2 protein-coding genes are annotated in these 1927 nt (G+C 65.6%); both read right to left on the bottom strand.

The window, feature by feature from the left end:
• Positions 1 to 433: hypothetical protein (locus AC1DYI_RS34160; protein WP_477208547.1), on the bottom strand; the 433-nt coding region annotated here is incomplete at its 3' end.
• Positions 434 to 713: 280 nt separating this feature from the next.
• Positions 714 to 1313, bottom strand: a complete 600-nt coding sequence (locus AC1DYI_RS34165) for a hypothetical protein (protein ID WP_477208548.1) — start codon at positions 1311 to 1313, stop codon at positions 714 to 716.
• Positions 1314 to 1927: the final 614 nt, after the last annotated feature.

Raw genomic sequence — 1927 nt, forward strand, 5'->3', positions numbered from 1 at the left:
CGCGGTGCATGGCCGACGTGGCCAGGTCGCCGCGCAGATAGGCTTCGTCAGCCCGCTCGGACTTGGTGACCGCGGTGGCCGCAGACGAGATCGCGCCGAACACCGGCGCGTGCTGCAAGGCGTCACCCAGCCCGGTTTCGTGAATGGTCTGAGCGCCTGACACGACGGTGCCCAGCGTTCCGGCTATGGAGCCGGCAGTCTTCAGCCTGTCGGTGGGCGACGGCGTCGAAGAAGCCTTTTCCGGCACCGGAACGAGCTTCGGTTTGGGCGGCGTATAGCGCAGCCTGACGCCACTGCCATTGCCTCGGTTGTAGGCGCCGACGATGGACCGCCATGCCTCGGCATCGAAGCTGTCCTTGTGGCCATGCACCTCTTGCCAGCTGGAGAACTGCCCAACCGTGGAGAGTTGATTCGCCAGCGTGATGGCGTCCATCTCGGTTCGTTGGGCCGGCGCTGTCGACGATGCAGACAGCGGTCGCGTCGCTCGAGGGGCGTGCGGTCCCGCATCGCCGTACACCGAGTTGATGGCGCGGCGCTGCGCGAGCATGCGTGGAGAGTGGCCGACGTCGATCGCGAGCGCCGAGCCTTGGGCGAACGCATGGCTTGCGGCGCCTGCGTCAGCTGCGGCTCGAGTGTGGTTGGCCTCTGCGGCCACAGGCCCGCGCTGAGATGCGTCGGCGAAGGTTTCGCGCGTCTTCATGGCTGCACTCATTTCAATCGCCGCCCACCAGCACGCCGATGCCGCCGCCAGCGCCGCCCTTGTCCTTCTTGTCCCAATTGAAGTCTTTCTTCCAGCTGTCCACCTCTTTCTCCTTGCGCTCCTTTTCCTGCTGTTTCTTCTCGGCGATCTTTTTCTCGGTTGCTGCCTTGGCCTCGGCTTGGGACTTGGTCGTCGCGGCGTTCTGGCTGTTGCCGCCTGTCACCGAACCGTGGCCCTTGATCTTCTTGTTGATCTCCTTCACCTCCTTGACGCTCAGGTGCTTTTCCTGGTGCTTGACGGCGTCTTTCGAGTACTTGGCGGCGTTGTTGGCCGAACGATCGGCTTGGCTTTGCTCACGTCGCTTGCGCATCTCCTTGTCCGACACCTGGGGCTTTCCGCCTTCTTTCTTGCCGTCTCCCTTCTTGCCGTTCTTCAACTGCAAAGGTGCTGGGTCGGCCGTTGCCTGCAGCCAGTCCAGCGCCTTGCGCTGGGTGGCCTGCCGCGGGCTTTTGTCGAAGGGCTGCGCCGTGACCTCGCGATGATGGTCGGATGCTGCTGCTGCACGCGGGGCCGTGCCGGGCTCTTTGGCGCGCTCGACGTGTGTGGTCTTCATGGCTTCGGGCTCCGTGCGGTTACTTTCTTGTCTGTCTATCGAATCATCCACGCGGATGACTACGACCGGCTGCGAGAGCGACTGCGCTTGCGGTTGCGACGTCGGTCGCGGCTGCGGCTGCGTTCGCGACTGCGACTGCGGCTGCGTTCGCGGGGTGGGCTCGGCGAGCGGGTCGGGCTGCGTCTGCGGACGCGCTTCTGGTCACGCGGGTCGATCTGGCGACGTGGGCTTCGCGAACGTTCGCGGCGCCTGTCCCGGGAGTCATCACGCGATCGCTCTCTGCTGCGACTGCGCCGTGGCTCCCTCCGTTCGGGTGACCGGTCCCGGTATCGGTCGTGGCCATACCGATTCCGTTCTCTGTCTCTGTCGTCTTCCCGGTCCCTGTCCCTGGAGCGATCCCGGGGCCGATACCGGTCGCGGGAGCGATCCCGCCGCCGGTAGGGTGGGCTGTCGTGCCGCGGCGGCGGCTGATAGCGGCCGCCTCGTCCATAGTTGCCGCGCGGTCTTGGCTGCGGCAGAGCGGATATCTCCCTGCCATCTCGGTCGACTTCCCTGTCGCGTTCAGGCGTGTGCGGACGCTCGATGTAGGTGCGATTCGGTGCCCGGTTGTAGAC

The sequence above is a fragment of the Ideonella sp. P3_A4 genome (genome assembly GCF_056403075.1).

Excerpts from the sequence above, each read along its gene's own strand:
- AC1DYI_RS34165 (WP_477208548.1), bottom strand. The coding sequence starts at position 1,313 with ATGAAGACCACACACGTCGAGCGCGCCAAAGAGCCCGGCACGGCCCCG.